Origin of the sequence: Citrobacter sp. 506 (assembly GCF_050434985.1) — a bacterium.
In the GTDB taxonomy this organism is placed as follows: Bacteria; Pseudomonadota; Gammaproteobacteria; order Enterobacterales; family Enterobacteriaceae; genus Citrobacter; species Citrobacter braakii.
This window is the reverse complement of sequence record NZ_JBNDJN010000001.1, coordinates 1,016,842-1,041,219: the sequence shown is the minus strand read 5'-3', so window position 1 is coordinate 1,041,219 and position 24,378 is coordinate 1,016,842. Positions and strand designations below refer to the sequence as shown.

Sequence of the window (24,378 nt, the reverse complement as noted above, 5' to 3'; positions counted from 1 at the left end):
TATTCCGACAGGAGGCAAAATGAACTTCAGACGACTGAAATATTTCGTGAAAATCGTCGATATTGGTAGCCTGACCCAGGCAGCGGAAGTGTTGCATATCGCGCAACCCGCGCTGAGCCAGCAGGTTGCTACGCTGGAAGGCGAACTGGATCAGCAACTGCTGATTCGCACCAAACGCGGCGTCACACCGACGGAAGCGGGGAAAGTGTTGTATGCCCATGCGCGGACGATTTTACGCCAGTGCGAGCAGGCGCAACTTGCGGTCAATAACGTAGGTCAGACCCTGGGGGGACAGGTCTCTATTGGCCTGGCGCCGGGGACGGCGGCGTCAGCCATCACTATGCCGTTATTACAGACAGTACGAGCAGAGCTGCCCGATGTGCTGGTCTATTTGCATGAAAACAGTGGGGCGGTGCTGAATGACAAGCTGCTCAGCGGGCATTTAGACATGGCGGTGCTCTACGAGCGCTCACCCGTGGCGGGTATCAGCAGTCAACCGTTGCTTAAAGAGGATCTGTACCTGGTCGGGACGCGTGATTGCCCGGGGCAAAGCGTCGATTTAGCCGCGGTGGCGCAGATGAATCTGTTTTTGCCACGGGATTACAGCGCAGTTCGCCTGCGTGTAGATGAAGCTTTTTCGCTTCGTCGCCTGACGGCCAAAGTGATTGGCGAAATTGAATCTATCGCCACCTTAACGGCTGCCATCGCCAGTGGGATGGGCGTCACAGTGTTGCCTGAGTCGGCGGCACGTTCATTATGTAATGCCGCGAACGGCTGGATGGCGCGGATAACAACCCCGTCGATGAATCTGCCATTATCGCTGAACGTCTCAGCCAGAGGGAGCTTATCGCCGCAGGCACAGGCCGTGAAGGAGATCCTGTTGTCGCTGGTAAGCCGTCCGGCACTGGAAAACCGCGAACTACAGCTGGTCAGCTAAACCTTATTCCCTTCAGGAATAAGATGCGGGTTTTTATTATTTGTTATGCCGGGCATCAGACTTTAACAATAGCGTAATGTCTGATGTGCCCGGAGCGAAAAGTGAATTTCCAGCAACTTAAAATAATCCGCGAGGCGGCCCGTCAGGATTACAACCTGACGGAAGTCGCGAATATACTGTACACCTCGCAGTCGGGAGTCAGCCGACATATTCGTGAACTTGAAGATGAACTTGGCATTGAGATTTTTATCCGTCGCGGTAAACGCCTGCTGGGCATGACCGAACCGGGCAAAGCCTTGCTGGTTATTGCCGAGCGTATTCTGAATGAGGCCAGCAACGTTCGCAGACTGGCGGATCTGTTTACCAATGACACGTCCGGTGTACTGACGATTGCCACCACGCATACACAGGCACGCTATAGCCTGCCCGCGGTGATTAAAGCCTTTCGTGAGCTCTTTCCTGAGGTACGTCTGGAACTGATCCAGGGTACACCGCAGGAGATTGACGTACTGCTGCAAAACGGTGGGGCAGACATCGGGATTGCCAGCGAGCGACTGAGCAGCGATCCGCTGTTGGTAGCTTTTCCCTGGTTCCGTTGGCACCACAGCCTGCTTGTTCCTCACGATCATCCCTTGGTGAAAACGTCTCCTCTCACACTGGAATCTATCGCCCACTGGCCATTAATTACGTATCGTCAGGGGATTACGGGGCGTTCCCGTATCGATGAGGCATTTGCCCGTAAAGGGTTAGTGCCGGATATTATCCTCAGCGCCCAGGACTCGGATGTAATTAAAACTTATGTGTCGCTGGGGCTGGGAATCGGGCTGGTGGCAGAACAATCCAGTGGAGAGCAGGAGGAGGGGAGCTTAACCCGTCTGGATACCCGGCACTTATTTGATGCAAATACCGTTTGGTTGGGCCTGAAACGCGGGCAACTGCAGCGCAACTACGTTTGGCGATTCATTGAGCTATGCAACGCAGGGTTATCCGTCGATGAAATCAAGCGCCAGGCGATGGAGCCAGATGAAGCCGTGATTGATTATCAGATATAAAGCAAAAAGCCTGCTTAGTTTCCTAAGCAGGCTTCTTAAATATGGCTCCTCTGACTGGACTCGAACCAGTGACATACGGATTAACAGTCCGCCGTTCTACCGACTGAACTACAGAGGAATCGTGTGAACGAGGCGAATATTAGCGATGCCACTCAGCGTTGTCAAAGCTTGAATAGCTAAATGCGATCGTTTGCTGAAATATTCCCCATTTCGTCGCTTATTCAGACGCAACCGGTTGTTTTATGCACTTTTCACGCTCGGGACGAGGGTATTTCCATAACCAGCGGCCTGTGACCATACGCCAGTAAAATAACGCGGCGCGCACGGCCCAGTCGAAGAACATCCCTAACCAAACGCCGACTACACCCCATCCTAATACGATTCCCAAGGTGTAACCCGCCACAACACGACAGCCCCACATGCCCAACATCGATACCCACATCGCAAAACGCACATCACGCGCGCCCTTAAACCCTGATGGTAGCACCCAGGATGCTGCCCATATCGGCATAAACGCTGCGTTGAGCCAAATTAGGATGACTATGACCTCTTTTACATCCTGATCGTGGGTATAAAATGAGGCCATAACGCCGGCAAAGGGGGCGGTTAGCCAGGCGATGGCGGTTAAGCCGATTGTTGAGAGCCAGAATATATGGCGTAACTGGATTTCCGCTTGGGCTATCTGACCATTTCCCAGACGCCTGCCGGTAATGATTGTCGACGCGGAGCCTAAAGCATTCCCCGGCAGGTTGATGAGTGCGGCGATGGAAAATGCAATGAAGTTTCCGGCAATTACGCTGGTTCCCATGCCGGAGACAAACATCTGCGTTAACAGTTTACCGCCATTAAATAGCACTGACTCAATACTTGCCGGAATACCGATCCCCATAACTTCCCAGATAATGGCGAGATTGAGCGGCTTAAAATAGCTTTTGAAGGGAATACGCAGCGCCGGATTAAAACCAATCATCAGCACCCAGATAATGGCGAACGCACCGATGTAGCGTGAAATGGTCAGCCCGAGTCCTGCCCCCACAAATCCCAGCCCTTGCCAGGAAAAGACCCCGTAGATCAGGATGCTGCTGATGATGATATTTAGGATATTCATACCGCCATTAATCAACAGCGGAATTTTGGTATTTCCGGCTCCGCGGAGTGCGCCGCTACCGATCAAAGCAATGGCTGCCGCCGGGTAGCTGAGCACCGTTAGTTCCAGATAGGTGAGTGCCAAAGCCTTAACGTCGGGGGTGGCTTCACCGGCGACAACGTCAATAATCTGTTCACCAAAATAGTGAATGACCGCTGCCAGCACGGTAGCAAAAATCGTCATGATCACCAGCGATTGTCTGGCTGCTGCCCTTGCCCGTCGACGATCTCGTTTTCCCAGGCTAAATGCTACCACCACCGTGGTTCCCAGATCGATGGCGGCAAAAAACGCCATTATGACCATATTGAAACTGTCGGCGAGACCAACGCCAGCCATTGCTTCTTTTCCCAACCAGCTAACAAGGAAGGTACTCAGTACGCCCATCAACAGCACACAGGTGTTTTCCAGAAAAATGGGGACAGCAAGCGGAGTGATTTCGCGCCAAAAGAGAACCTTATAACTCTTGCGTTTGGCATACCAGGGTGTGCGGGAAGCGACCTGGCGTAAGGCAGCGGAGACGTTCAAAGTGGACCTTAAAGAAGAAAGTTGAAACCTCATTTCAAATGATGAGGGAGAATCCAAAAAGCTGCAAAGTTTTTTCCATTTAAAATGTCTGGAAATGCAACAAACTGTCGAGAGAAGCATCAATTGAAACTTATTCGGGGAAATGGGGTTTGACAAAAATTTTTTCGCCGCTAAGATAAGCCTCCACAACGATTCCTCTGTAGTTCAGTCGGTAGAACGGCGGACTGTTAATCCGTATGTCACTGGTTCGAGTCCAGTCAGAGGAGCCATATTTAAGAAGCCCGCTTAAGGAAACTTAAGCGGGCTTTTTGTTTTCAATGCGTTAGGCGACATCAGGCTTGCCAATGGCTTTCCCATCCAGCTTGCCTCAAGTTTCGCAGGGTTTTACCCGAACGAGAGGGGCAAGCAGCATAATCACGCCCATCATGGCGGCCATCCCTATATATACGACAGGAAATCCCGTCAGTTCAGCGACCAGACCAACAGGAGCAGGTGCCAGCAACGTGCCCAGATAACCAATGGTGGTAACGACACCCATTCCTGCATTGGTTGAGATATCAGGCTGGTTTCCGGCCGCGGAAAAAGCAATCGGTACCAGATTGGCGATACCGATACCAGCAATAGCGAAACCAACGGTAGCCTGCCAAGGGGTATTTGCCGCTGCCGCTGCCAGCAGTCCGATTCCAGCCACCAGACTGGATGTGCGCATTACAAAAATGGCATCGAAACGATTGCGAATGAAATCCCCCATAAAGCGAAAAATCGCCATGGTTCCCGCGAAGCAGGCAAAAGCAAGACTTGCCGTTTCCGTAGTTGCATTAAGGTTTTTCAGTAAATAACGTGACGACCAGTCAACGACCGCACATTCCGGGATCATGGCCAGCAGGGCAATAACACCGATAACGTAGATGGTGCTCGAATGATGAGGCTGTTTTTCTTTAATTGAACGTTTAATTCTTATCGATTTATCTTTGATGACATGTGGACATACCGACAATGTTATCGCTAAGGAAAACGTGCCAATCAAAAAAAGGTGCGTGAGAAAACCGAACTGCTTAACCAGATACCCCCCAATCAGGCCTGAAGTGAAAAGCCCTATGCTCCAAAAACAGTGACATGAAGATAACACTGTGCGTGATAAGGCTTTCTCGACGGCAACTGCATTCGAATTCATCGCAACGTTCATTGCCCCGATCATGGCACCAAGAAAAAAGAGTATCGGTGTTAACAGGTAGATATCAGGTGCGAGTCCCACGGGAATAAGAGCAGGCGAGGCTGCGATGGAAAAAATACGCACGATGCGTTGTGAGCCATATTTTTCCATCGCCATGCCGGATAGCGGCATCATAAATAATGCACCCAGACCGAAAATAAGTATCAAATGGCCTATTACTTTATCAGTAATGTGAAAACGTGAAACCAGTTGGGCAATTTGCACAGCCCAGGCACCGGTAACTAATCCATTAACAAAAAATAATGTTGTAACAGCCCAGCGTCCTTTTTGCGCGATTTCCATTGATGGCCCTTTTTACTCTACTTTGTTTCTTGAGATGCGTCTTTTTTATCGATCATCAAAACATGCCCTGGGCAAAATGAAATCGCGATGTTTCCATCCAGTCGTGATATGACTTCAACACCGGTAAAGTCCGAAATAGTAAGCCGAGCTCCGCAGGAAATCAGTTCAGCGCTACCGATCCCGACGCAAAAAGCTCCAGCTGCAACAGCAGACGTGACGCCACTTTTGGAATCTTCAAAGACGATTGTTTTCTCCGCGGGAATAGCAAAACGCTCGGCTGCAAGAAGATAAGGGTCTGGGAAAGGTTTCCCTCGGGCGACGTCATCGCGCTCAACAATCACAGAAATGCAGGACTGAATCTGAAGCATCGCCGTCACACGGTCGATTTTCTCACGCCAGCCGCTGGTTACAATGCCAACCTGAATACCTGAAGCATCCAGTACGGTAATAAGTTCTGCGACTCCCGGGATAGGATTATAAGACGCAGTATTTTCAACATGAATAATATGAGCCTGAACCTTTTGCTGATCAACGAGCGGTAGGTCACTGAAGAGCGCCCGAATAGTATGCGGACCAGGCTGTCCGTGGATATGCTTAATAATTTCTTGTTCCGATATTGTTTTACCATACATTGCAGCCGCTTCATGCCAGGCTCTTTCAATCACTTCATTTGAATCAATAAGCACACCGTCCATATCAAATAATACGGCAGCAGCTTTCAGGATGGCATTACACATATTTTATTTCCTTATTATTAAGTTAATTCGTTTGGCTTAGTCTGGATGCAACGACAATTTGCCCTAAAGAGATGCCACCATCATTAGTGGGGACGAGTTGATGGCAGTAAACTTTAAGTCCGGCCGCTTGCAGTCTGTCAAGGGCATTGTAGAGAAGGAACGCATTACAAAAGACACCTCCACTCAGTACAACTTGCCGTGTCATGGCAAGGGCAGATAAACGGGTAGAGACTGCGGTAATAATCTCTACGATAGTTGAATGAAAGCGCCTGCTTAATTCAGGTAAATCGAGGGAGTGTACTGTTAATGCTGTAATCATCTCATGAACCATCGGGCGATAATCCACCTCGAGATGGTCTTCTGACTCGACAATCGAGAAAGAAAAAGGTTGCGACATATGAAGATCGCTCTGCAATAATGCTTCCAATTCAATGGCGGCCTGTGCTTCATATTCAATATGTGTACAAATGCCCATTAATGCGGAAATGCCATCGAAAAGTCGGCCGATACTGCTGGTCACTGGTGTATTGATCCTTCGGTAAGTCATTTTGGCGAAAACGTCCCTCTGGACAGCCGACAATGTTTGTAGGCCAGGAATAGAAAGCTCAGGAATATATTCCCCGTAGATTTCCGTTAATAACGAAATAGCAATCCGAATGGGTTCTTTAACCGCGCTATCACCGCCTGGTAGGCCGATATAACGAAGGTGTGCTGCACGTTTAACGCTTCTGGTATCCCCTACAAGAAATTCGCCACCCCAGATAGTGCCATCAACGCCGTAGCCCGTACCGTCGAACACAACGCCAATAGTTTTTCCACTGAGTCCGTTTTCAGCCATGCACGATGCCATGTGTGCATGATGATGCTGCACCTGAATAACCCGCAGTTGCGATTGTTCCAGTGCACGACGCGTCGAGCGAAACGCTGGATGGAGATCGCAAGCCACAACCTTCGGCTCAATATTAAGAAGCTTTTGCAGATGATTAACGCACGTAAGGTGTGATGTAAACGTAAGATCATTTTTGAGATCGCCAATGTGCTGGCTCATAAACACCTCATTACCCTTCGCTATACTCACGGTTGTTTTTAGTTCTGCGCCAAGAGCGATGATCGGATCAACCCGGGAAGTAAGGTGTACAGGATAGGGGGCATAACCTCGTGAGCGCCGAAGGAATGAAAGGTTATTACCATGGGTCATGACACGGACAACGGAATCATCGACACGAGTATGAATGTCACGATCGTTAAGAATAAAATAGTCTGCGATTTCACCCAACTGCACAATAGCACTCGTATTATCAAATACGATTGGATGGCCTGAGAGATTACCACTGGTCATCACCAGGGCTGGCATTGTGGTATCTTCTAGCATTAAATACTGAAGTGGTGTGGATGGGAGCATGACACCAATATTGGGGTTATGCGGTGCGATAATTTCCGGCAGTGTATTTTTACGTTTACGCAGTAATACGATTGGGCGCTCAACACTTTCCAGAATTTTTTTTTCATGCGCGCTGACACGGGCTATGCGAGCTGCCTGATTTGAATCCCTTACCATAATAGCAAAAGCTTTGGCATCTCTGTGCTTGCGCTTTCGCAGTTGCGAAACGGCATTTTCATTATTCGCATCAACAACCAGATGAAAACCACCAAGGCTTTTCATCGCAATAATCGCGCCCTCTTGTAGCCTTGCTAGGGCAAATTTGACGATATCGTTTGTGATTATCGTTTCGCCGTTGCAAGACCTTAGGTCCAGTTTTGGTCCGCATTCTGGACAAGCATTGGGCTGCGCGTGATAACGGCGATTATTGATGTCATCATACTCACGCTGACAGGCAGGACACATTGCAAAGGCTTGCATTGTTGTTTGTGAACGATCATAAGGCATTGCCTGGATAATTGAGTATCGTGGCCCGCAGTTGGTGCAATTAATAAAAGCGTACCGATACCTCGGGTTTAGCGGGTCAGACATTTCATTAAGGCAATCCTTACAGACGTTTGAATCTGGTGGGATAATAGTATCCATCCGCGCCAACTGACGGCTTTTACGGATACTAAATTCTGCGTATTGTTGAACCGAATTTTCTCGTGGTACTTCCACAATACTATTGATGCGGGCCATTGGTGGCGGTTTAGATACTAGCTCATCAATGAGTTGCGCGATATGTCTGGACGTGGCCTGTAGCTCCAGCAATACGCCTTCGGAATCATTAAGTACCCAGCCTGTGGCTTCGAAGGTGCGAGCCAGTCGATGGACTAAAGGACGAAATCCTACCCCCTGGACGATACCGCAAATGCGGTAACGCCGGGTTTCCACTGCGTCGCATTGCTTAGCAGAGTCGTGGCAATTCTGCACCGTAGAGCTCCTCTATAGTCGATACGGTTCCATCCTGTTCAAGCATGCTGACTTTGGCTTGAGGGATTGTTAATACCTCGCCAATAATCGCGGCCTTTTGGCCAAGCGGGTGCGCTTGTAAGAGTTTGAGCACTTCTTCTGCACTATCCGATTCTACAAACAAGCAAAGGCATCCCTCGTTAGCAAGATTGATGACATCGACGCCCAGCATATTTGCCGCCATCGCTGTTTCAGGCTGGATCGGCAAAGATTGTCGCTCGCAACGCATTTCATGTTTTGCTGCACGCGCATATTCATGAAGCACTGCAGAGAGGCCACCGCGAGTTACATCCCTCATTGAGGTAATTTTTCCGGCAGGAACGGTATCGAGAAGTTGGCGAATCATCATGTTGAGTGGGGCGCAGTCGCTGAGGATATTTCGTTCAAATCCTAGTCCTTCTCGCAGGGATAGCAGGTGGATAGAGTGATTTCCAATATAGCCACTCAGTATTATTTTTTGCCCAGGACGAACGTTTTTAATTGAAACAGGGGACTGTTCAAGAACGCCCAAGCCAGCCGTGTTAATGAACAGACGATCGGCTTCTCCCTTCCCAACAACTTTGGTGTCCCCGGCAACGATTTTGACGTCTGCCGCAATAGCAGTATCGCGGACCGATTCAATAACAGTGACGAGTTCGGATATGGGCATGCCGTCCTCAATAATAAGACTCAGCGTCAGATACAGCGGACGTGCACCACTCACAGCAAGATCGTTGACGGTACCGCATACCGCAATTTTACCGATATCCCCATTACCAAAGATCAGTGGTGTAACAACGAAAGAGTCGGTAGTAAATGCAATTTGTCGCGACGGTAGGTCGAGTAAGGCGCTGTCTTCCATGGTACCCAGATAGGTATCGCCGAGAATTTCCGCAATTAGTTCGAAAAGTTCTCGACTAAGGCGAGCGCCTGTCCCATGGTCCAGAACAACGGTATCTGTCGGTTCCAGTTCCTGTATTAATGGATTTTTCATGCGGATTTCCCTTCATTGCGCTCAGGAAGATCGCTATGTTTTGCCAACAGCGATAAAATCTCAGTTGAAGGGGCAACGGTTGCGCAATAGTTGGCAAGCCACTCTAAGGCGCGAGTGGTGTCATCTGTGGAAGGGGCAAAAACGCAGTCCTCTGGCACCCACACATTGTATCCGCGGAAAAAAGCATCTGCAGCGGTGGTTTGAACGCAGACGTGCGTTTGCAAACCGGTCACGATAACCGTTTTGATGCCCAGATTTTGCAGCGTTTCATCGAGGTTATTGTTAAAGAAACCACTGTCTCTCCCTTTTACTACGATGAGGTCAGAAGGGTGGTAAATACTGTCGATTATTTGGTTTTCTGGCCGCCCGGCCAAAGCTGGAATACCCGCAGCGCGATTTTTATAGCGGCGCTGTACTGCGGGGTCGTCGGGATCGTTTATTAACTGCAAATGGATGACGGCCTGGTTTTGGTTTCTGACACCATCAAGAAATTGATTAAATGCTGTTAGTTTTTGTTCTAATTCCTGAGCCGATCGGGTGATTTTATACGTAAACTCATATTGCAAATCATTTGTTAGCACGGCTACATTTGGCATATTTATATTCCTTTATAATTAAATATTAATTGATAGTTTTTTTACAGTTTTCTACTGGTCAGTTATTTTTCTTTATTGCCATCCCTTGCTATCATGGGCCTGTTATAGGTATTTGTATAATTCCATTTTTTTCAGGGTTCAATAAATGAAAGGAATAGATATAAAACTGCTTCGAGCTTTTGTTACCTTGGCGATGAAAGGAAGTTACAGCAATGCTGCAAAAGAACTCTTCTTGACGCAACCAGCACTATCAAAGCAGATACAGACGCTGGAACATTTGACAGGTGGCGTTCTTTTTTTGCGCGGACGTCATGGCGCAAGTTTAACTGTATTGGGGCAGCAGCTTTTTTCTAAAGCAAATGAGCTTTTACAATCCCATATTGAATTTCTGAACTATGCGAGAGAGGTAAATTCGAAAAATCGTGAAAAGTTATTTATGGGCTTTGGGATTTCGTCATTTCAGCAAGTTCCAAAGTGGATAAGACAATTTCATCAGCAAGTTCCTGAGTGTGAGGTTGTTATTAATCATCTTCCTTCTAGTGTTCAAATGAAAATGCTGTTGGAGGGGCGGTTGCATATTGGTTTTGTGCGGGCACCTGTAAGTAAAGGTCTGGTTTCATATATTCTTTATGAGGAAACGCTGGCGCTTGCTATGCCGGCGAATAGCGATATACACAATATGAATATTCAGAGTGCACTATCGGCATATCCCTTACTCCAACTCGATCCGTCTACCAGCCCTTGCCTTGCTGAACAAACTGCATATTTTCTCCAAAGTAACCAGTTGAAGGCTGTTACGGTGTCCGCTACGGATGATATGACGTCGTTACTGGCATTAATTGCTGGTGGTAACGGCGTTGCCTTTTTACCCGCAAGCGTTCGTACTTTTTTGCCCGCCAATGTTAATTTATTAATGCCTATGGAAAAGCAAATACGCTGGGATATAGGTGTGGTGTGGAACCCAAAAATAAAAAATCATCGTCGGGATGATTTTTTGCGCTTGGTCGTAGCAGGAGATACCTCTATTGTGGTGTAAAAAAGGGGGGAGTTTTCGCCGCAATGTATCAATATCACTCCACCTGACGAGCAGGTGGAGCGTGATGTGTTTCGAATCAGAACTGATAGCTGGCGGTGACGCTGACGTTGCGCGGCTCGCCATAGACGATAGAACCGTCGACATTGGTGTCGTAGGTTTTATCGAACAGGTTATTGAGGTTACCCTGCACAGAGAAGTTTTTCGTCACCTGATAGCGGGTGAATAAATCGACCAGGGCGTAGCTTCCCTGTTCCGCTCGGAATGTGCCATACGGCGTGACCGTATCGCTATAAACACGATTCTGCCAGTTAACCCCACCGCCCACGGTCAGTTCCGGCATGGCTGGCAGGCGATAACGGGTAAACAGTTTTACTGTGGTACGCGGTAGGTTCGGGTTTACCGCATTGCCTTCGTTGTCTTCAGCAACATAGCGTGTCGCGCCGAACGTCATCTGCCAGTTATCGGTGATCGCACCGTTAACTTCGAATTCGACCCCTTTGCTGACCGTTCCATCCATCGCTCTATAGGCCGTGTCGCCATTGCTACCGGCAATTGGTACGCCGGTTGATTGGCCCACGTTATCCTGTTCAATGCGGAAGACCGCGAGGGTGGTGGTTAAACGGCTGTTCATCCAGTCGGACTTCAGGCCAAGTTCATAGTTATTGCCGGTAATTGGGGAGAGATATTTACCGGAACTGTCGCGCTTGTTCTGCGGCTGAAAGATTGAGGTATAGCTGGCGTACGTAGACCAGTTATCGTCAATGTCATACACCAGGCCCGCATACGGCGTGGTATGGTTTTGTTCCATGCTGTAGGCGAGGGTGTCGATACGCCAGTTGGTATAACGCGCGCCGACAATCAAATGCAGTGGGTCGGCCAGCGAAATACGTGTTGCGGCGTAGAGCGATTTCATGTGCGTGGTATCGTCCTGAGCCAATGACTGCGGGTTCCAGTTGGTTTCCGGGAAGTTACCATCGAAGGTATAGAAGCTGCCGATTTCGTTGGGGAATACGTTCGCCCACGCGCTTTCGTAACGGTTATTCTGTTTACTGTAGCTGCCGCCCAGCATCAGATTATGCTGACGACCAAACAGGTCGTAACCGCCGTCGGCGAACAGATCGACGGCATCCACCTTACGCTTGCCGCTGTTCCAGCCGGTACCTCCGACGTAGTCATAGCCCGGACCATAGCTGCCATACGGGCCAATCAGCGTGCCATCGGCTTTATTGACATAGGCATCGACGTACATCATTTTACTGTCAAACTTGACCTCGGAGTGGGTGGCATTCATTGTCGCCTGCCAGGTATCGGAAAAACGTTGCTTGATGGTGACAAACACTTTGTTGAAGTCTTTATCGTTGTACGCCCAGTCCGGCGCAGTGCTGCGCGAGCGGTCATAGCTGTTTTTACTGCCGTCGGTATTCCAGCGCGGCAATCCACCCCAGGTTGGACTGTTGATATCAATGCGCTGGTATTCATAACCCGCAGACAGGCTGGTGGTGTCGCCCAGATCGGCATCGACAATCCCGGAGAAGAACATTTTTTCGCTATTGTAGCGATCAAGCCAGGAGTCGTTATTCTGGTAGCCCGCCACGATGCGCCCGCGCACGTTGCCGTCTGCCGTGAGCGGGCTTTGAAGATCGGTCACATATCGTTGTTTATTCCAACTGCCATATTCCGCAGAAACATTACCGGTGAACTCGCGGCTGGTGGCATGCTTACGGATCATATTAATCGAGGCTGAGGGGTTACCCGTCCCGGTCATTAGCCCGTTTGCGCCACGGACCACTTCGATACGCTCAAAAAGGGCCGTGTCGGAAAGGGCATCACCGAGATTCCAGCGGGATTCAAAATAGGTCGGAATCCCATCGACCATGTAGTTATCAATCTGAAATCCGCGAGAGTAATAGCTACTGCGATCTGAATCCGCCTGACTTCTGCTTATCCCCAACGTGTTGTCCATCACATCGCCCAGCGTTTGCAGTTGCTGATCTTCCATGCGCTGCTGACTGATAATACTGACTGATTGCGGAATATCGCGCTGCGTCATCTGCATTTTGGTGCCAGCAGTCGTTGATTTGATGCTGTAATCCTGCTCCTCGCTGGATGTGGCTGGAGCAGAGCCCTCAACGATCACCGTCTCTTCAGCAGGGGCTGCGAGGCCGGTGGAAGGCAATAGTGCTAACGTGATGCAGGCTGCCAGTACAGAAGGGGCAAGCCCCGGTTGGCGCTGGTCATCCCCGTTGTGTGTTGTGAAAGACATCGAAAAGTCCTTGATAATTATTAATATTAAGTTCGAATCGCTGAGGTTGTGATGAACCCTTTGGTTGTAAATTATTAAGTTTGCATATGAATGCAAATGCGAAATATACGCATTCACATTCAATGTGTAAACAGATGCTACGGCATAAGTGAAATGTTGTTTCAGTACTATGCTTAAGCAATAGCGACGGGAAATGGTTATAAGAACAGCAGTGGCAGGGCTTTTTGCTTAAAAAATCGAGGGTTAAAGTTGAAAGAGCGTGAGTAACTCGCTCATACTCTATACTCGCAGAGTGACCCGGCGTAGCATGGCATAACGCTTGGGCTGTTAATGAAAAAGGAAAACGTCGTGGCAGAAGAAACTATATTCAGCAAAATTATCCGTCGTGAAATTCCGTCAGATATCGTGTACCAGGATGAACTGGTCACTGCGTTTCGTGATATTTCCCCTCAGGCACCTACGCACATTCTGATCATTCCTAACGTCCTGATCCCGACCGTCAACGATGTGACGGCGGAACACGAGCAGGCGTTGGGTCGCATGATCACCGTAGCGGCGAAAATCGCCGAGCAGGAAGGCATTGCTGCGGATGGGTATCGTTTAATTATGAATACCAATCGTCACGGCGGTCAGGAGGTGTATCACATTCATATGCACCTGCTGGGTGGACGTGCGCTTGGTCCAATGCTTGCGCATAAAGGTCTCTAAGCATGACCAGAGGATGCATTGCACTTTCACTGAGCTTGCTGCTACTGGCTGGCTGTCGGGCACATCCTGAAATTCCGGTAAGTGATGAACAGTCGCTGGTGATGGAATCAACGATTCTGGCGTCGGGCATTACAGCAGAACAACCGACGTTAACCACGTCTGATATTCAGGCCTCAGCATCCTCGCGACTTTATAACGAAAGACAAGAACCCGTTACCGTTCATTATCGGTTTTACTGGTATGACGCCAGAGGACTGGAAATGCATCCTCTGGAAGCGCCACGCAGCGTGACTATCCCGGCTCATTCGTCGGTGACGCTGTACGGCAGCGCCAATTTTCTGGGGGCGCACAAGGTTAGACTTTATCTTTATTTGTAAGGGGTGAATCTTGATGATCAAAATGAATCGCTACGCACTGATTGCCGCGCTGGCGATGTTTCTCTCTGGCTGTGTGGCGCAACGTGAGCCCGCACCCGTAGAGGAAGTGAAGCCGGTGCCGGAACAGCCCGCGCAGCCGCAACAGCCGGTGCCGGTTGTACCAACGGTGCCAAGCATACCGCAGCAGCCGGGTCCGATTGAGCACGAGGACCAAACGGCGCAGCCGACGCCGCGTCAACGTCACTATGACTGGAACGGGGCTATGCAGCCGATGGTCGGTAAAATGCTGCAGGCTGACGGCGTCAAAGCGGGAGGCGTTCTGCTGGTTGATAGCGTGAATAACCGGACCAACGGCTCGTTGAATGCCGGTGAAGCCACCGAGACCTTGAGGAACGCGCTGGCGAATAACGGCAAGTTTACCCTGGTTTCCGCCCAGCAGTTGGCTCTCGCCAAACAGCAGTTAGGTTTGTCGCCGAACGACAGTCTGGGAACGCGCAGCAAAGCGATTGGTATCGCCCGTAACGTTGGCGCACAGTATGTGCTCTATTCCAGCGCCTCCGGCAACGTCAATTCGCCGGCGCTGCAAATGCAATTAATGCTGGTACAAACTGGCGAGATAATCTGGTCAGGTAAAGGTGCCGTACAGCAACAATAACCGGCTAACGCGCGACGAGGTGTTGTCGCGCTATTTCCCGCAGTATCATCCCGTCGTAGCCAACCAGAGCGGCCTGAGCGGCGGGAGCTGCATCATCGAACACGATACCCACCGCTTAGTGTTGCGCTGTCATCACGACCCTGACGCGGCGGAATCGCATTTCTTACGTCACTATCACGCGTTAAAGCATCTGCCTGAAAGCCTTGCGCCGCGCCCCCGCTTTTATATACGTGGGTGGATGGCGGTCGACTTTTTTCACGGTAAGGTAGAATCCAGATTGCCGGACGCCGACGAACTCGCTGGCTTATTGTATCATCTGCACCAACAACCCCAATTGGGCTGGCGAATCAGTCTGCTGCCGCTACTCGAACAGTACTGGCAGTGTGGCGATCCGGCGCGTCGTACGCCATGCTGGTTGCAAGCGTTGAAGCGACTCAGGAAAAGCGGTGAGCCTCGACCTTTGCGTCTGGGGCCTCTGCATATGGATGTCCACGGTGACAACATCGTACGTACAGCATCAGGACTGCGGCTGATTGACTGGGAATATGCCGGAGACGGTGATATCGCTCTGGAACTGGCGGCGGTTTGGGTCAACGACGAATCTCAGCACCAACGGCTGGTGAGCGCCTACGCCCAACGAGCGTACATTGAACAAAACGCGCTGTGGCGGCAGGTCAGACGATGGCGGCCCTGGGTCATAATGCTGAAAGCGGGGTGGTTTGAGTATCGCTGGCGACAAACCGGCGATCGACAATTTATCAGGCTGGCCGATGAAACCTGGCGGCAGCTAATAATGAAAGGATAAGGAGAGCAGTGTGGGCCCAGTAATGTTGGATGTCGAAGGGTATGAGCTGGACGCTGAAGAGCGCGAGATTCTGGCGCATCCGCTGGTAGGTGGGTTGATCCTCTTTACCCGAAATTATCATGACCCGGAACAGTTGCGTGAATTAGTGCGCCAGATTCGCGAGGCATCACGCAATCATCTGGTGGTGGCGGTAGATCAGGAAGGCGGCAGGGTACAGCGTTTTCGCGAAGGATTTACGCGTCTGCCCGCGGCCCAATCCTTTGCTGCGCTGCACGGTCTGGAAGAAGGCGGCAATCTGGCTCAGGACGCCGGATGGCTAATGGCCAGCGAAATGATCGCAATGGATATAGATATCAGTTTTGCGCCGGTGCTGGATGTGGGGCATATCAGCGCGGCGATTGGCGAACGCTCTTACCATGCCGATCCGCGGAAAGCGCTGGCTATGGCGACTCGCTTCATTGACGGTATGCATGCTGCTGGCATGAAAACTACCGGTAAACATTTCCCCGGGCATGGGGCTGTGACGGCGGATTCGCATAAAGAAACCCCAACCGATCCACGTTCAGAAGCCGAAATTCGTGCAAAAGATATGTCCGTGTTCCAGACGTTGATTACGGAAAACAAACTCGATGCCATTATGCCTGCGCATGTCATCTACAGTGACGTGGACCCGCGTCCGGCGAGCGGTTCGCCACACTGGCTGAAAACGGTGCTGCGTCAGGAGCTTGGTTTCGATGGCGTCATTTTCTCCGATGATTTGTCGATGGAAGGGGCGGCGATTATGGGAAGCTATGCTGAGCGTGGTCAGGCATCGCTGGATGCGGGTTGCGATATGATCCTGGTCTGCAATAATCGTAAGGGAGCGGTCAGTGTGTTAGATAATCTGTCGCCGATCAATGCAGAACGTGTTACACGTTTGTATCATAAAGGTTCATTTTCACGTCAGGAACTGATGGACTCGGCACGCTGGAAGACGGTAAGCGCCCAGCTCAACCAGCTTCATGAGCGCTGGCAGGAAGAGAAAGCAGGTCATTAACGCAAGTTTGGCGAGGATGCGATGATTATCTATTTACACGGTTTTGACTCTAACAGCCCGGGCAACCACGAAAAGGTGTTGCAGCTGCAGTTCATCGACCCGGATGTCAGGCTGATTAGCTACAGTACGCGGCATCCTAAACATGACATGCAGCATCTACTGAAAGAAGTGGACAAAATGCTGCAGCTTAATGTGGACGACCGTCCGCTGATTTGTGGCGTGGGGCTCGGGGGATATTGGGCTGAACGGATTGGTTTCCTGTGTGATATTCGTCAGGTAGTGTTTAATCCCAACCTGTTCCCGTATGAGAACATGGAGGGAAAAATCGACAGGCCTGAAGAGTATGCCGATATCGCGACAAAATGCGTGACCAATTTCCGCGAAAAGAATCGCGATCGCTGCCTGGTGATCCTGTCACGTCATGATGAAGCGCTCAATAGTCAGCGTTCGTCAGAAGAGCTGCATCATTTTTACGAGATAGTCTGGGACGAAGAGCAGACGCACAAGTTTAAGAATATCTCCCCGCATTTGCAGCGCATCAAAGCGTTCAAGACGTTAGGTTAATCCTCAATGAACGTGTAAAAAACCAGCCTTCGGGCTGGTTTTTTTGTTCTTAAAGTTCGTGTTGTCTATCTTTTCAGCATCAAAACTTGATACACATCAATTTTGGTATGACCAATGCACCGTTCGTGTTATTCTCACTCTCGAAGAACATTTTCATTATCGTAACTTGTTGTTAATTAAAGGCTATGCCTATAACTTTTAATTAACAATTGGTTAATAAATTTAAGGGGGTCACGTTGACTACACCATTAAAAAGAATCGTGATTGTCGGCGGCGGTGCTGGCGGACTGGAAATGGCGACGCAGCTGGGTAAAAAGCTGGGGCGCAAGAAAAAGGCCAAAATCACGCTGGTGGACAGAAACCACAGCCATTTATGGAAACCGTTACTGCATGAAGTCGCGACGGGATCCCTGGACGAAGGCGTGGATGCGCTGAGCTATCTGGCGCATGCCCGTAACCACGGTTTCCAGTTTCAGTTGGGTTCGGTGGTGGATATCGATCGCGAAGCGAAAACCATTACTCTTGCCGAGCTGCGCGATGAGAAGGGCGAGCTGCTGGTTCCTGAGCGCAAAGTCCCGTATGACACGCTGGTGATGGCGTTGGGTAGTACCTCCAACGATTTCAATACGCCGGGCGTCAAAGAAAACTGCATTTTCCTGGATAACCCGCATCAGGCGCGTCGTTTCCACCAGGAGATGCTGAATCTGTTCCTGAAGTATTCCGCGAATCTGGGCGCTAACGGCAAAGTAAATATCGCCATTGTCGGCGGCGGTGCGACGGGGGTTGAACTCTCAGCCGAGCTGCACAATGCGGTAAAACAGCTGCACAGCTATGGTTACAAAGGGCTGACCAACGAAGCGCTGAACGTTACGCTGGTAGAAGCCGGTGAGCGTATTCTGCCTGCGTTGCCGCCGCGTATTTCCAGTGCTGCGCATAATGAGTTAACCAAACTGGGCGTACGCGTACTGACCCAGACGATGGTAACCAGCGCTGATGAAGGCGGACTGCATACCAAGGATGGCGAGTACATTGAAGCCGATCTGATGGTGTGGGCTGCGGGGATCAAGGCGCCAGACTTTATGAAAGACATTGGCGGTCTGGAAACCAATCGTATTAACCAACTGGTGGTTGAGCCGACTCTGCAGACCACGCGCGATCCCGACGTGTACGCGATTGGCGACTGCGCTTCCTGCGCTCGCCCGGAAGGTGGTTTTGTGCCGCCGCGCGCTCAGGCTGCGCACCAGATGGCAAGCTGCGCAATGAACAACATTTTGGCGCAGATGAACGGCAAGCCGCTGAAAGCGTATCAGTACAAAGACCACGGCTCTCTGGTTTCACTTTCTAACTTCTCTACCGTGGGTAGCCTGATGGGTAACTTGACCCGTGGTTCGATGATGGTAGAAGGGCGTATTGCGCGCTTTGTGTACATCTCACTGTACCGCATGCACCAGATTGCTCTGCACGGTTACTTTAAAACCGGTCTGATGATGCTGGTTGGCAGCATTAACCGGGTGATCCGCCCGCGTCTGAAACTGCATTAATACGGCTTATGGCGTCGGATGTTTGTACTTATCCGGCGCTTTCCTTCAGAGTTCTCCGAATCATCCTGCCTTCGCTCCTCCTCGTGCTATTTTCATCCGTAATCTGATTGGCATTCCTTACCTTCTGTTGCAAAGTTGTTGCTAATAGCAAAAAAGGAGGAAGTCCCGTGAATAAATCTATGTTGGCGGGTATAGGGATTGGCGTAGCTGCTGCGCTGGGTGTTGCAGCGGTGGCCAGTCTTAACGTTTTCGAGCGTGGCCCACAGTATGCACAAGTTGTCTCTGCAACACCGATTAAAGAGTCGGTAAAAACACCGCGCCAGGAGTGTCGGAACGTGACGGTCACGCACCGTAAGCCGGTACAAGATGAAAACCGTATCGCGGGTTCCGTGTTGGGTGCGGTTGCTGGTGGCGTTATCGGCCATCAGTTTGGCGGCGGACGCGGTAAAGATATTGCTACCGTGGCCGGTGCTTTAGGCGGCGGTTATGCAGGTAACCAGATCCAGGGTTCGATGCAAGAAAATGATACGTACACTACTACGCAGCAGCGTTGTAAAACGGTGTATGACAAATCTGAAAAAATGCTGGGCTACGACGTGACGTACAAAATTGGCGATCAGCAGGGGAAAATCCGTATGGATAAGGACCCCGGCGCGCAAATTCCGTTGGATAACAATGGACAGTTGGTACTGAATAACAAAGCGTAAAATAGCATTATCCTGAACATTAGCCCCCCATTCGCTCAGGCTGGGGGGCTTTTTTTATCAGAAGGTTAAGGCGTAGTTCAGACCAAACGTGCGGCCCCGGCCCTTGTATTCATACAGTGACGGGCTACCGTAGGTTGGGCTGTACAGCAGTGGCGCACGTTGTCCCCACAGCGTGGTGTATTCTTCATTCAGCAGGTTTTCCACGCTAAAGGTCAGTTTACCCAACGGGAGCTGATAGCTGCCGATAAAGTCCATCGTGTTATAGCCGTCCAGCTTATTGCCGCTGGCGTCCGTCAGATCAAATGTTTGCTGGCTCTGTACGCGCAATGTCCACGGTTCAGGTGCCCAGCCGACCCACGCGGTGGCTTTGGACGGGGAAGCCAGGGTGACATCCCATTTCTGCCACTTACCGTTTTGCTTCACTTCCGATTTAATGACGTTGAAGTTACCGCCCAGACTCCAGTCCGTATCCGCAATGAAATAATCCACCGCACCTTCAAGGCCATAAATACGGCGATCGTCGGGCTGGACGTTAATGGTCATATCGCTGCGGTTGATAACGATCGATTTATCCGAAGTAGAGTAGTAAGCGGCCAGCTGCGTGCGCAGACTGTCGCCAGTGTAGCGCCATCCCAGTTCGTAGGAGTTAACTTTAATCCCCTCCAGGCGTGAATCCGCCACGTTGACGCTGCGCTGGAGCTGGTAATGATCGCCAACCAGGGAATAGGTGCCGTTACCGTAATATTTCCCCGGGTCCGGAAGCTCCACGCCCTGAGAGAAGTTAAACCATGTCTGCTGACGGTCGGTCAGGTGGGCGAGAATACCGGCGTTAAACAGGAAATTATCGTAATCGGTTTTACCGCCAGGAATGGTATCGGCGGAGTTTGCCAGGCCGATGGCAATTCCCTGTTGTTGGGCATAACCCACGAAATCATCCACCCTGTTTTCGGTCCATTGATAGCGCACACCGCCGCTGAGGGTAAAGATGTCGTTAATGTCATAGCTGTTCTGCAGGAAAGGCGCGAAGTTGGTGATGCTGTAACCGGGGTAACGCCCGGTGGTATAAGCGGTTCGGTTGTCCATACCGCCGGAGGGCAGGGACCAGGCCAGATCGAAGAATTTCTGATTGGAATCGAAGGTTTCGTGATCGGCATCGACACCCCAGGTCAGCTCCCAGTTATCCATCAGCTGGCTGTTGAGGGTGATTTTGGCACCAAACTGGTCTGTGTCCTGCTGCGATGCGGAGAAACTGGTGACCTTGCCTTTGCTCAGCGTAGGGAAGGGGTAGAATTTCAGCGATTCGTCACGGTAATAGATTTGGCTGACCAGGTTCTGGCCGAAGAAATCCGCGTCTGAATACTGCAGGCTGATCAGATGACGCTCGGTGCCGGGAGTACGATCGGAATTCAGTCCGCTGCTGGTATAAGCCTTACCGTTTCCCGTCACGGCGGACATGTTCTCGCCAAGATCCAGTCCGTAATCGTCATCCCCCTGGCTCTTATAATACTGCGTAACCAGTTGTAACTGACGGTTGTCGTCAAGCTCAATCGTCCCGGTGCCCATCACGTCCAGACGATCGGAGTGCTGCAGGCCGGTTTGGGTGTTATCCAGCAGCAGGGCATCGTGATTGCCGTCATACCAGCCGCCAAACCGTTGATACGCGACGGACATGCGCCCGGAAGCGCGATCGGTTCCTCCGCTCACCGCCGCGGCAACGCGTTCATCATGATCGTTACTGTTATTGAAGCCGCTTTTACTCCCCAGTTCGAGTTCTACTTCACGCTCCGGCTGGCCTTTTTTGGTGACAATGTTGATTAACCCACCGGTACTGCCGCCGCCATACAGTGAGGTTGCACCTGAGATGACTTCAATGTGTGCGATGTTAAACGGATCAATAGAATCAAGTTGACGACTGTCAGTACGCGAGGAGTTCAGACGGACACCGTCTATCAGTACTACGATGGCACGACCGCGCATATTCATGCCGTAGTTTGTGCGCCCCTGGCTGCTGACATCGATTCCTGGGATTAACTGAGCAAGAACATCTTTGAACTCTTTCCCCCCCTGAACCTGCTGTTCAATCTCGCTTCCTTCAATAACCCAGGTCGTTTGTGCCATTTCTGCCACGGTGCGTTGACTACGGTTGGCACTGACGATGAGGTTATCTTCCTCAGCCGCGATGGCTGGGAGAGTTAAAGACAACAGGAGAGGATTGAGCACCCAGAGACGCTTATGCATTTGTATTCCTTTTAAAAAGAGTCGATCTGTTTTTGTTATGGCGGTAGAGAAACCGATGGTTACATTGTGAAACAGGTGTTAAAACAAATGCGAATATTGCTGATAATAATTGTTGTTATCAATACATTTTACAAAAAATGATCGGATAAGATGATGAAAACACTGAATAATGTAGGGGTAATCCGCGGGAATCTAACCGGGGGCTTAATCAGCTCCCGGTGGTGTCAGTACTGCGGGGAAATAGCGGGAAAGGGTTAAACTTTGATAAGTTCAGGCCACAGTCGCAGAGTCGTGTGTGCGATCTGCATCAGTTTTTCAAACGTTGCGCCTTCACGGGCGCTGATCGACATACCCTGTAAAATACAGTTCAGGTATTCGGCCAGTTTTTGCACGTCGCAATGGGACGGAATTTCGCCTCGTTGCTGGCGCTGGTGAAGGAACTGGGTAAGCGTCTGTTCCTGCATGGCATGGCGGGATTTCACCGTGTGCGCAATATCCCGGGAAGAGGCTGCCAGTGTCGCGGATGTGTTAATCATGAAACATCCCGCCGGGGTGTCTTTACTGGTAAAGCAGGTCGCTATTGCGGTGAAATAGTCTTCCAGCGCGCACTCAAGACTTTTTTCTTCACAAAATAACTGGGCTTCATGTTTCGCCGCGAAGCGGGTGATGTAGCGGTCCAGTACGGCACGAAACAACCCCTCTTTATTGGTGAACTCCGCATACAGCGTGGGCGCTTTTGCGCCAGTTGCTTCTACGAGATCGGCGAGCGATGTCGCTTCATACCCGTGCTGCCAGAAGAGTGTCATGGCCTTATCAAGCGCGGCTTCCCTGTCGAACACTTTTGGTCGGCCACGGCTTTTTTTAGCACAACCTGTCATTTCAGTTGTCATGGCGCCGATGTACCTTTGTTGGGTTTATTGAATAACCATTATAAAAATATTCGACTGCACACTCCAGCGGATTAACGATAAAAATAATTTTACGCTATTGATATGAAAAATAAGGTCTTTGTATTTTATATAACGATCATTACAAAAAAATGTTGACGTGTGACCTGGATCACATCTATGATTTACCTATCGATCGTTAAGTTAATATTTGCGACATACATTCATCTGCTAAAGGTCACTATCATGAAAAACGTAAAAACTCTGTTTGTTGCTGCTGTTCTTAGCTCACTCTCATTTGCAAGCTTTGCTGCCGTTGAAGTTCAGGCCACACCTGCGGGCCAACAGAAAGTTGGTACTATTTCAGCGAATGCGGGGACTAACTTAGGTTCTCTGGAAGATCAACTGGCGCAGAAAGCGGATGAGATGGGGGCGAAGTCTTTCCGTATTACTTCTGTTACCGGTCCTAACACCCTCCACGGGACTGCAGTTATCTACAAATAAGATTTAACCCATCGCAATGCCACTGCGAGTTAAATAAAAAACCCCCGCGGAATAAAATCCAGCGGGGGTTTTTTATGCGCTGAGTTTACAGCGGTTGTTGAGCAACGTCGTGATGACGGGTGACATCGACCGGCATGCCTGAGCGAATCTCCATCGCATGTTCCATGACGGCAGAGTCCGTTTGCGCCGCATTCTTAAACGTCTGCATGGATGCGTTCAGCACGATCGGCAGCAATTGCGGGTCGTCATTGATTTTTTCGGACAACGGCTGGTGTACTTCAACCAGGCGCACGCCGTTAGGTTCAACAGATGCTTTGATTGGCGTATTGATAATATTGACCTTGGTTCCTGGCTTCACCTGACGGAACAGAGTTTCGATATCACCGTCGCGTAGACGAATACAGCCGGAACTGACGCGCATTCCGATGCCAAAATCAGCATTGGTTCCGTGCAGCAGATACACGCCGCCGTATGCCGCTAAGCGAATGGCATGATGGCCCATCGGGTTATCCGGCCCGGCAGGCACTACGGCAGGAAGGTCGATCCCGTTTGCTTTGTATCGCGCGCGGATATTTGCCGTAGGCGTCCAGGTCGGGTTGGCACGTTTATCAGAGATGGTGGTTACCATTGTGGGCGTCAGCGTGTCACCGCCTAACTGGCCAATACCAATAGGATACACGGTCACCGAATTTGTCCCCGGCTGGTAATAATAAAGACGCAGTTCGGCGAGGTTGATAACAATGCCTTCGCGCGGCGCGTCCGGCAGCAGGGTTTGTAACGGAATAGTCAGCACGCTGCCCGGACGTGGTACGTAAGGGTCAACGCCGGGGTTGGCCTGTAGCAGCGCCAGAAAGCCGACATTGTATTTTTTCGCAATCGCTTCCAGAGAACCGCCATTGTCTTCGACAACGTGAACGGCATTCTGACCCACCACGCGGCTTCCCGGTGGCGGCAGCGGCCAGGTATTTGCCTGGGCCGGAAGTGCTAACGCGAAGGTCGCGGCAAGCGTAAAAAATGCTAACCAGCGAGAGAGTCGTTTATTGTTTAACATCACCATAAATCCATTGTTTTTACGTGGTTTTTATTATGTAAAAGTAAACAAGAATTATGGCGGTTTGCAGTGTCGGGAAGTGCAGGGAAGTGCAAAGAGTTTGTAAATTCATCAGGCCGGGTGAGTGG

Annotated in this window: 22 protein-coding genes and 2 tRNA genes; 13 read left to right on the top strand and 11 right to left on the bottom strand. The window is 50.4% G+C overall.

Translation table 11 applies throughout. The features are described from left to right. Positions 1-19 precede the first annotated feature (19 nt). Together nac and cbl are read left to right on the top strand one after the other, a co-directional pair. Positions 20-937, top strand: coding sequence for a nitrogen assimilation transcriptional regulator NAC (gene nac, locus ABIE10_RS05230; protein ID WP_016156200.1), 918 nt, complete (start codon positions 20-22; stop codon positions 935-937). Between the two features lie 101 nt (positions 938-1,038). Beyond that, on the top strand, positions 1,039-1,989 hold the full coding sequence (cbl, locus tag ABIE10_RS05225) for an HTH-type transcriptional regulator Cbl (RefSeq protein ID WP_016152661.1): 951 nt from the start codon (positions 1,039-1,041) through the stop codon (positions 1,987-1,989). Between the two features lie 42 nt (positions 1,990-2,031). Here the strand turns inward: cbl and ABIE10_RS05220 are convergent. Together ABIE10_RS05220 and ABIE10_RS05215 are read right to left on the bottom strand one after the other, a co-directional pair. Continuing rightward, positions 2,032-2,107: transfer RNA gene (locus ABIE10_RS05220), tRNA-Asn, on the bottom strand. Between the two features lie 99 nt (positions 2,108-2,206). Continuing rightward, a complete protein-coding gene (locus ABIE10_RS05215; protein WP_049040618.1) occupies positions 2,207-3,694 on the bottom strand; it encodes an EmmdR/YeeO family multidrug/toxin efflux MATE transporter in 1,488 nt (495 codons plus the stop codon). Positions 3,695-3,854: 160 nt separating this feature from the next. On the opposite strand from ABIE10_RS05215, the gene ABIE10_RS05210 reads away from it, so the two are divergent. Next, a tRNA-Asn gene (locus ABIE10_RS05210) sits at positions 3,855-3,930 on the top strand. A 98-nt stretch (positions 3,931-4,028) separates the two neighbouring features. On the opposite strand, the gene ABIE10_RS05205 is transcribed toward ABIE10_RS05210, so the two are convergent. Genes ABIE10_RS05205 through ABIE10_RS05185 form a run of 5 tightly spaced genes read right to left on the bottom strand, consistent with a single transcriptional unit; the run spans position 4,029 to position 9,878 of the window. After that, positions 4,029-5,177: an MFS transporter gene (locus ABIE10_RS05205; RefSeq protein WP_235116484.1), complete on the bottom strand. Its 1,149-nt coding sequence runs from the start codon at positions 5,175-5,177 to the stop codon at positions 4,029-4,031. 17 nt (positions 5,178-5,194) lie between these two features. Next, positions 5,195-5,914 carry an HAD family hydrolase gene (locus ABIE10_RS05200; protein WP_200046489.1) on the bottom strand — a complete coding sequence of 240 codons (720 nt, stop codon included), beginning with the start codon at positions 5,912-5,914 and terminating at the stop codon, positions 5,195-5,197. A gap of 22 nt (positions 5,915-5,936) precedes the next feature. Next, a complete protein-coding gene (gene hypF, locus ABIE10_RS05195) occupies positions 5,937-8,270 on the bottom strand; it encodes a carbamoyltransferase HypF (protein ID WP_235116470.1) in 2,334 nt (777 codons plus the stop codon). Beyond that, a complete protein-coding gene (hypE, locus tag ABIE10_RS05190; RefSeq protein WP_429154953.1) occupies positions 8,245-9,282 on the bottom strand; it encodes a hydrogenase expression/formation protein HypE in 1,038 nt (345 codons plus the stop codon). The genes hypF and hypE overlap by 26 nt, the downstream gene beginning before the upstream one ends. Next, positions 9,279-9,878, bottom strand: a complete 600-nt coding sequence (locus ABIE10_RS05185) for a cysteine hydrolase (protein WP_047501958.1) — start codon at positions 9,876-9,878, stop codon at positions 9,279-9,281. The genes hypE and ABIE10_RS05185 overlap by 4 nt, the downstream gene beginning before the upstream one ends. A 145-nt stretch (positions 9,879-10,023) precedes the next feature. On the opposite strand from ABIE10_RS05185, the gene ABIE10_RS05180 reads away from it, so the two are divergent. Continuing rightward, on the top strand, positions 10,024-10,914 hold the full coding sequence (locus tag ABIE10_RS05180; RefSeq protein WP_200010162.1) for a LysR family transcriptional regulator: 891 nt from the start codon (positions 10,024-10,026) through the stop codon (positions 10,912-10,914). A gap of 76 nt (positions 10,915-10,990) precedes the next feature. On the opposite strand, the gene fhuE is transcribed toward ABIE10_RS05180, so the two are convergent. Next, positions 10,991-13,177 carry a ferric-rhodotorulic acid/ferric-coprogen receptor FhuE gene (fhuE, locus tag ABIE10_RS05175; RefSeq protein ID WP_429154951.1) on the bottom strand — a complete coding sequence of 729 codons (2,187 nt, stop codon included), beginning with the start codon at positions 13,175-13,177 and terminating at the stop codon, positions 10,991-10,993. Positions 13,178-13,525: 348 nt separating this feature from the next. Between fhuE and hinT the strand changes: the two genes are divergently transcribed. The 8 genes from hinT to ABIE10_RS05135 all read left to right on the top strand — a co-directional run bounded on the left by hinT (position 13,526) and on the right by ABIE10_RS05135 (position 19,570). Further along, a complete protein-coding gene (hinT, locus tag ABIE10_RS05170) occupies positions 13,526-13,885 on the top strand; it encodes a purine nucleoside phosphoramidase (RefSeq protein ID WP_016156204.1) in 360 nt (119 codons plus the stop codon). Positions 13,886-13,887: 2 nt separating this feature from the next. Next, positions 13,888-14,262 (top strand): YcfL family protein, encoded by a 375-nt coding sequence (locus ABIE10_RS05165; RefSeq protein ID WP_019076489.1) that lies wholly within the window; start codon positions 13,888-13,890, stop codon positions 14,260-14,262. A 13-nt stretch (positions 14,263-14,275) separates the two neighbouring features. Further along, a complete protein-coding gene (lpoB, locus tag ABIE10_RS05160; protein ID WP_181220550.1) occupies positions 14,276-14,917 on the top strand; it encodes a penicillin-binding protein activator LpoB in 642 nt (213 codons plus the stop codon). Then, the gene (gene thiK, locus ABIE10_RS05155; RefSeq protein ID WP_429154948.1) at positions 14,898-15,722 is read left to right on the top strand and encodes a thiamine kinase; all 825 of its coding nucleotides are present in this window, start codon (positions 14,898-14,900) and stop codon (positions 15,720-15,722) included. The genes lpoB and thiK overlap by 20 nt, the downstream gene beginning before the upstream one ends. Positions 15,723-15,732: 10 nt before the next feature. Next, complete coding sequence (gene nagZ / locus ABIE10_RS05150) at positions 15,733-16,758, top strand: beta-N-acetylhexosaminidase (protein ID WP_047501964.1); 1,026 nt, start codon at positions 15,733-15,735, stop codon at positions 16,756-16,758. Positions 16,759-16,779: 21 nt separating this feature from the next. Then, entirely contained in the window at positions 16,780-17,322 is a 543-nt protein-coding gene (gene ycfP, locus ABIE10_RS05145; RefSeq protein ID WP_003030817.1) for an alpha/beta hydrolase YcfP, read from the top strand. A 236-nt stretch (positions 17,323-17,558) separates the two neighbouring features. Further along, a complete protein-coding gene (gene ndh / locus ABIE10_RS05140) occupies positions 17,559-18,863 on the top strand; it encodes an NADH-quinone dehydrogenase (RefSeq protein ID WP_016152676.1) in 1,305 nt (434 codons plus the stop codon). A 167-nt stretch (positions 18,864-19,030) separates the two neighbouring features. Then, positions 19,031-19,570 (top strand): glycine zipper 2TM domain-containing protein, encoded by a 540-nt coding sequence (locus ABIE10_RS05135; protein WP_003030814.1) that lies wholly within the window; start codon positions 19,031-19,033, stop codon positions 19,568-19,570. A gap of 57 nt (positions 19,571-19,627) precedes the next feature. On the opposite strand, the gene ABIE10_RS05130 is transcribed toward ABIE10_RS05135, so the two are convergent. Further along, entirely contained in the window at positions 19,628-21,808 is a 2,181-nt protein-coding gene (locus ABIE10_RS05130) for a TonB-dependent siderophore receptor (protein ID WP_429154944.1), read from the bottom strand. Positions 21,809-22,062: 254 nt separating this feature from the next. Then, complete coding sequence (gene comR / locus ABIE10_RS05125) at positions 22,063-22,698, bottom strand: TetR family copper-responsive transcriptional repressor ComR (protein ID WP_200010164.1); 636 nt, start codon at positions 22,696-22,698, stop codon at positions 22,063-22,065. A gap of 243 nt (positions 22,699-22,941) precedes the next feature. Between comR and bhsA the strand changes: the two genes are divergently transcribed. Then, on the top strand, positions 22,942-23,199 hold the full coding sequence (bhsA, locus tag ABIE10_RS05120; RefSeq protein WP_029139491.1) for a multiple stress resistance protein BhsA: 258 nt from the start codon (positions 22,942-22,944) through the stop codon (positions 23,197-23,199). An 85-nt stretch (positions 23,200-23,284) separates the two neighbouring features. On the opposite strand, the gene ldtC is transcribed toward bhsA, so the two are convergent. Next, the gene (gene ldtC / locus ABIE10_RS05115) at positions 23,285-24,250 is read right to left on the bottom strand and encodes a L,D-transpeptidase LdtC (RefSeq protein WP_016156209.1); all 966 of its coding nucleotides are present in this window, start codon (positions 24,248-24,250) and stop codon (positions 23,285-23,287) included. Positions 24,251-24,378 lie beyond the last annotated feature (128 nt).